This is a genomic window from Pseudomonas sp. FSL R10-1339 (assembly GCF_009600545.1).
Classification (GTDB): domain Bacteria; phylum Pseudomonadota; class Gammaproteobacteria; order Pseudomonadales; family Pseudomonadaceae; genus Aquipseudomonas; species Aquipseudomonas bubulae.
In genome coordinates, this window is sequence record NZ_WIVQ01000154.1 from 1 (window position 1) to 6,058 (window position 6,058).

7 protein-coding genes and 1 pseudogene are annotated in these 6,058 nt (G+C 60.4%); 2 read left to right on the forward strand and 6 right to left on the reverse strand.

The features are described 5' to 3' along the window. The 6 genes from GHO03_RS23395 to GHO03_RS23415 form a co-directional block, all read right to left on the reverse strand. Positions 1-347: FAD-binding protein (locus GHO03_RS23395; protein WP_153400612.1), on the reverse strand; the 347-nt coding region annotated here is incomplete at its 3' end. Further along, a complete protein-coding gene (glcD, locus tag GHO03_RS23400) occupies positions 347-1,846 on the reverse strand; it encodes a glycolate oxidase subunit GlcD (RefSeq protein WP_153400613.1) in 1,500 nt (499 codons plus the stop codon). The genes glcD and GHO03_RS23395, both read right to left, overlap by 1 nt. 181 nt (positions 1,847-2,027) lie before the next feature. Beyond that, the gene (locus GHO03_RS23405) at positions 2,028-2,573 is read right to left on the reverse strand and encodes a DUF4410 domain-containing protein (RefSeq protein WP_095000130.1); all 546 of its coding nucleotides are present in this window, start codon (positions 2,571-2,573) and stop codon (positions 2,028-2,030) included. Between the two features lie 90 nt (positions 2,574-2,663). Further along, positions 2,664-2,873 (reverse strand): hypothetical protein, encoded by a 210-nt coding sequence (locus GHO03_RS23410; protein WP_095000131.1) that lies wholly within the window; start codon positions 2,871-2,873, stop codon positions 2,664-2,666. Positions 2,874-2,906: 33 nt separating this feature from the next. Next, positions 2,907-3,074 carry a hypothetical protein gene (locus GHO03_RS25220; RefSeq protein WP_165446467.1) on the reverse strand — a complete coding sequence of 56 codons (168 nt, stop codon included), beginning with the start codon at positions 3,072-3,074 and terminating at the stop codon, positions 2,907-2,909. A gap of 151 nt (positions 3,075-3,225) precedes the next feature. After that, complete coding sequence (locus GHO03_RS23415; protein WP_095000132.1) at positions 3,226-3,849, reverse strand: TetR/AcrR family transcriptional regulator; 624 nt, start codon at positions 3,847-3,849, stop codon at positions 3,226-3,228. Between the two features lie 193 nt (positions 3,850-4,042). Between GHO03_RS23415 and GHO03_RS23420 the strand changes: the two genes are divergently transcribed. Continuing rightward, positions 4,043-5,830, forward strand: coding sequence for an ABC transporter ATP-binding protein (locus tag GHO03_RS23420; RefSeq protein ID WP_153380322.1), 1,788 nt, complete (start codon positions 4,043-4,045; stop codon positions 5,828-5,830). Next, positions 5,824-6,058 (forward strand): annotated as a pseudogene (locus tag GHO03_RS23425) (ABC transporter ATP-binding protein); the annotation flags it as partial. The gene GHO03_RS23420 and the pseudogene GHO03_RS23425, both read left to right, overlap by 7 nt.

Consider the following 6,058-nt stretch of genomic DNA (forward strand, 5'->3'; position numbering starts at 1 on the left):
GGCAATCCCTGAGTATCAGCCTGGAACTGGACACGGCGCGAGCCCTGCTGCGCCTCGCCGAATGGGGCCGGCAACCGCTGCCGATCAGCGCTGCCTGCCACGATGGCCAGCGCCTGCGCCAGCTCCATCAGAGGCGTACCGCAGCGTGCGGTGATCACCAGCTCGGTGGGGTCATAGCTGACAATGCCCCGATGGCCGCGGGTGTCGAGCACTTCACCGGCCACGCTGCGGCCAAGGAAGGCTTTGCTGTTGGCGCCCTGGATACGTAGCGGGGTGGCGTATTGCAGCGCCTGATTGACCTGCTCCAGCAACAGGGCGCTGGTATCGACATTGTCTGCACTGCGCATCAGAACCGCTCCAGTTCGGGGAAGGGCAGTTGCCCCATATGCACGTGCATGGCGCCCAACTCGGCGCAGCGATGCAGGGTGGGGATGTTCTTGCCGGGGTTGAGCAAGCCGCCGGGGTCGAAGGCGGCCTTGACGGCATGAAACAGGGTCAGTTCATCGCTGTTGAACTGCGCGCACATCTGATTGATCTTCTCGCGGCCTACGCCGTGTTCGCCGGTAATGCTGCCACCGACCTTGACGCAGAGCTCAAGGATCTGGCCGCCCAGGGCTTCGGCGCGCTCGAGTTCCCCGGGCTGATTGGCATCGAACAGAATAAGCGGGTGCATATTGCCGTCACCGGCATGAAACACATTGGCCACTCTCAGGTTGTAGTGGGTCGATAATCCGGCAATGGCCTGCAGTACGCCGGGCAACTCACGGCGTGGAATGGTGCCGTCCATGCAGTAGTAATCCGGCGCAAGGCGACCTACGGCGGGAAAAGCGTTCTTGCGCCCGGCCCAGAAGCGCACCCGCTCAGCTTCGTCCCTGGCCTGGCGCACGGAGCTGGCGCCAGCCCGTTCAAGCACCTGGCGCACGCGCGCGCAATCGTCATGTACATCGGCTTCGACGCCGTCGAGTTCGCACAACAAGATGGCGTGGGCCTCGACCGGGTAACCAGCATGAATAAAATCTTCGGCGGCGCGGATGGCCAGGTTGTCCATCATCTCCAGCCCTGCGGGTATGATGCCGGCGGCGATGATGTCAGCCACGGCGCGACCGGCTTTTTCAACCGAGTCGAAGGCTGCCAGCAACACTTTGGCGGTTTGCGGTTTGGGCAACAGTTTGACCGTGACCTCGGTAATGACCCCGAGCATGCCTTCGGAACCGGTAAACAGTGCCAACAGATCGAAACCGGGGGAGTCGAGGGCATCCGCCCCCAGGGTCAGGTGCTCGCCGTCAACGGTCAGTATTTCGATCTTTAGCAGGTTGTGCACGGTCAAACCGTACTTGAGGCAATGCACGCCACCGGCGTTTTCAGCGACGTTGCCACCGATCGAACAGGCAATCTGCGAGGACGGATCCGGCGCGTAGCACAGGTCATACGGCGCCGCTGCCTGGGAAATGGCCAGGTTGCGCACACCGGGCTGAACCCGTGCACTGCGGGCGTTGGGGTCGATATGAAGGATAGCGTTGAAGCGCGCCATTACCAGCAGCACGCCTTTTTCCAGGGGCAATGCCCCTGCGGACAAGCCGGTACCGGCCCCGCGTGCGACCACCGGCACGCGCAACTCATGGCAGATGCGCAACACGCCCTGTACCTCGTCCAGTTGGCGTGGCAGCACTACCAGCAGGGGCGTGGTGCGATAGGCGCTAAGCCCGTCGCATTCGTAGGGCTTGAGTTCTTCACGCTGATGCAGGACTTCAAGGTTTGGCAAGCGTGTGCGCAGGGTGCGCAGTAATACGGCTTTATCGACGTCCGGCAGGACGCCGTCGACGCGTTCATCGTAGAGAATGTTCATGGCGGCTCACGACACTCGATTGTTCTTATTGGAGGTCTGTTCCGTATGCAGCCTAGTCGCAAAGTGCGCCCTGTATCACTTGCAGGGTGATATCGGTGGCGCCGGTGTTGAAACCGGGGGTGATAAAAAGCGCTGTGCTACTGGCCCTTGAGGTACAAGGGCCCGCTTGCGGGGCAAAAGGTCAATAGGCCTTGGCGCTTTTGATATCGGCAATGATTTGCCGGGCGATGGCTTCGACCTGCTCCTGGGTCATGGCCGACATGACGCCTTCCCAGGCCGATGATGACGTATCGTAGGTCCGGGTCCCCAGCAACTGGCCGGTCTTCAGATCGGTGAAGTCTGCACTTGAGTTGACCCAGGCATTCCCCACCATGATGCCTGCGCCATACCGTGCACCCGGCGTGATGTAGCGGAAGTTGCTTACATTGATCTTGATGCCCACACCGTCTTTTCCATCAAGGCTGAGCAGTTGGGACTCAGCAAGGCGGTAGCCCTCTGCAGAGGCTTCGGCATGCAAGGCCTCCTTCCATTCTTGCTTCAGCAGGGGCCAGTCCTCGTTCTGTTGAACCTTGCTGTTGCCTTCAAAGTTGACGCGCAGGTTTTGCTTGGCTGTTGCCTGGATCGGCAGCATGGGGCTGCCACCGCTTTTAACCGAGGCCGCGCAGCCGCTCAACAGTGAAATGGCCACGGCACAGTACAGCGCAGACGAGAGTTTGGAAGCGTTCATTGAATGTCCATATTCTGGGGATGAACGCTATCTATACCGCAACGCCTCAGATTTTTCACCGGCTTTAATGGCTCTTGGCCAGTATCGGCATCAGTGAAGCGTCGCCGCCCGACCGATTTCGCCAATCCGGATCCGGTCCAGCGCCCGATTTAGAGCATCAAGCGCGTCGATCAGGGCCTTGGCCTCGGCTTCGCGGCCATCACCCCACAGGCGTTCGGCCATTTTGTTGAGGGCCTGGATCGATTGTTCTATGCCAGCTGCCGTAGCTGCCGGGTTTTCTGCGGTTTGCTTCTTGGACATGTCAAAAATTGCGCCATAAGTAATGGCTGCATACTAGCGCCGGATGCGGTTTTTTTGCCAACTGGCATCGCTGTGGAAGGTGCCTGTATCGCCACGCAGCACATAAAGGGTGGCCCTGTAGGCCGATGTCACCCGTGTGCATTGCAGGCCGCGAATCTTGTGGTACGCCCAGGCCCAGCCGTGGTTGGTTTTACTGCTCATCGGTGTGCCTGCGTTTTCATCATCTAGATCCTGAACGACATGAACCTGATTGGACTCGATTTCGCTCAGTAGTTCCCTGGCAATGACGGCTCAAACAAAATGATTTACATGAACAGTCATATGCAAGTTATTGATTTACATGATGTCAAACCTATGGCTTTGCCTGGAATTCCTCTTCATCCATGAGCACCAGTGCGCCAACGATCAGTGCACGCATGCCGCGGTCCAGCTCGGCCTCCATCTCGATTTCTTCGGCCAGGCGCTGGGCTTCTTCAACGGGCTGGCCGGTGACTGAATACACCGTGTCGGCTACGGCAATTCCGTGGAAGGCCACGGTTGCCAGCAGCCAGCGGGCCTGCGCCTTGGTAATGGCGTAGACCTGGGCGATATGGCTCTGATGCTCGTCGATCTTGGCGAGCATCGGTTGGGTCGCCGCCAAGCGGCGAATCACGTAGGGCGTCAAGCCGGGGTGGGCCTTTACAAACAGGCGCACCGAGGTGGCAAACACCGTCAGGTAGTCCTTGAGTTCACCACGCTGATCGGCGTCGACCCGCGGTATCTGCCAGCGGGTGAAGATCTCTTCGGCGATCAGATTCTTCAGCGCCTCCAGATTGGCAACATGCTTGTACAGCGCCATATGACTGACCCCCAAAGCGGCAGCAACGCCGACAAAAGTGATACCCGGCAGGCCGATCTCGATGCCTGCTTCGACGATGCGCTCGCGGGTGATGGTGCGAGGGCGCCCGCGGGTCGCGGGTGGTTGTGAGGCGTTCATGGCCGTTCCTTGATCGGTGAGGAGTGTCTTGTAGCTGTCTTGTCAGCATTTCGCAAATTAGTTTATAGTCATGCAACTAATTAAGGTTCTCATTTGCGAGCCACTATCAGTTGCGCATACACCCCCCTTGTTTGCGCTTAACCGGAATGCCAGTGGCCTTCCATTCTTATGACATTGCGGATGTTTGACTGGCATGGAAACTCCTCACACGGCTGCGGCCACACCCAAGATGCGTGACCCTGTCAGCCAGGTGCTTCACCCGATTCGTGGGCGGCTGCTGATTGCCGCCCTGCTTGCGGGCGTTGGCGCCATGCTGACGCTGGTACCGCTGGCAGGTATTGCGCATGTCGCCGGGCTGGTTCTGGGTGACAACGCAATCACTGCTCATGAGGTGTGGCGGGCAGTAGGTATCGGCGTGGCGAGTCTGTGCGCGGGCATGTTGTTGATATCCACCGGGGAGCTGCTGGCCCATCTGGCGGATAACCGTATTACCCACCACCTGCGCCTGGCCATTGTGCAGCGCCTGAGCCGCGTGCCCTTGGGCTGGTTCACCAGCCGGGGCTCGGGTGAGGTCAAGCAGGCGATGCAGGATGACATCAATACCCTGCACAGCCTGACGGCGCATTTCTACACCACCGTGGGGCGAGCGGTCGGCGCCATTGTGTTCTCGCTGGTCTACCTGTTTGTAATGGACTGGCGCATGGCAATTGTCTCGATCCTGCCGTTCCCGGGGTTCTTCCTGTTTTTTACCCGCGCCATGAAAGCCAGCGAGAGCAACATGCAGGCGTTTGTCGAGGGCATGGGGCGTATCGACAATGCCGTGGTCGAGTTCGTCAATGGCATCCCGGTAGTGAAGTCGTTCGGGGCTGTTGGCAAGGCACACGGCAGTTACCGTGAGGCCGTCGATGCCTTCGCCCGGGCTTTTGTCGGTTTCACTCGCCCGCTGGTGGGTTCGATGGCCAATGCCAACGCAATGATCGCGCCGGTCGCGGTGCTGGGCGGCGTGCTGGCGTTCGGCACCCTGTTCGTGGCACTGGGCTGGATCGCTGCGCTGGATGTGCTGCCGTTCGCCCTGGTGACTCCGGGCCTGTGTGGCCCCTTGCTGTTGCTGCACTACATCACCCATGACCTCAACAATGCAGTGGGTGCGGCCCGGCGTGTACAGGCCCTGCTCGATACACCGGTGCTGGAGCAACCGGCACCGGGCATGCAGCAGATGCCCCGGGGCAGCGAAATTGGTTTTGAGCACGTTGGCTACTGCTATGAAAGCGCCGGCCGGGGGCTGGCGGACATCAACCTGGTTCTCAAACCCGGCACGACCACCGCTGTGGTGGGGTGCTCCGGCGCCGGCAAGTCAACCCTGGCGCGCCTGCTGCTGCGTTTTTTTGACCCGACGCAAGGGCGTATCACCCTGGGGGGTGTGGATCTGCGTCAGATTGAGACGGCAACCCTGTACCGGCATATCGGTTTTGTATTGCAGGAGGTACGGCTGATCCACGCCAGTGTGCACGACAACATTGCCCTGGGCAGACCAACGGCCACCCGCCAGCAGATTGAGGATGCTGCGCGCACGGCCAATATCCATGCGCGCATTGTTGCCCTGCCGCGTGGCTATGACTCGGTGGTGGGTGAGGATGCGCAGTTTTCCGGCGGTGAGTTGCAGCGGGTGAGCATCGCCCGTGCCGTGTTGCTCGATCCGCCCGTGCTGGTGCTCGACGAGGCCACGGCGGCGGCGGATGCCGAAAGTGAAGTGGCCATCCAGGATGCACTCTCGCGTTTTGCCGGCGGCCGCACCTTGCTGGTCATCGCGCACCGGCTCGACACCGTGATGCACGCAGACCAGATCATCGTGCTCGACAACGGCACGATTCACGAGCAGGGCAGCCACGGCGAACTGCTTGCCCGCAAGGGCCTTTATGCCCGCCTGTGGGCGCAGGGCGACTACTCATTCTCTGCAGAACTGGCGGTGCCGTCATGCTGAAACCCTTGTTAGAACTGTTGGGCGACGACGCGCCCGTGCTGCATCGTTATGTCTGGATGGCAGTGTTTTATGGTTTGCTCAGCGGGCTGACACTCACCACCCTGGTACCGGTGCTGGGGCATTTGCTCGCTAACGATCTACGAGGTGCAGCATTGTGGCTGCTGGTGACGCTTGCCGGCATGGCTGTGTGCTGGGCCTGCCGGCAAGCGTCACCAGCAGCCACAATGC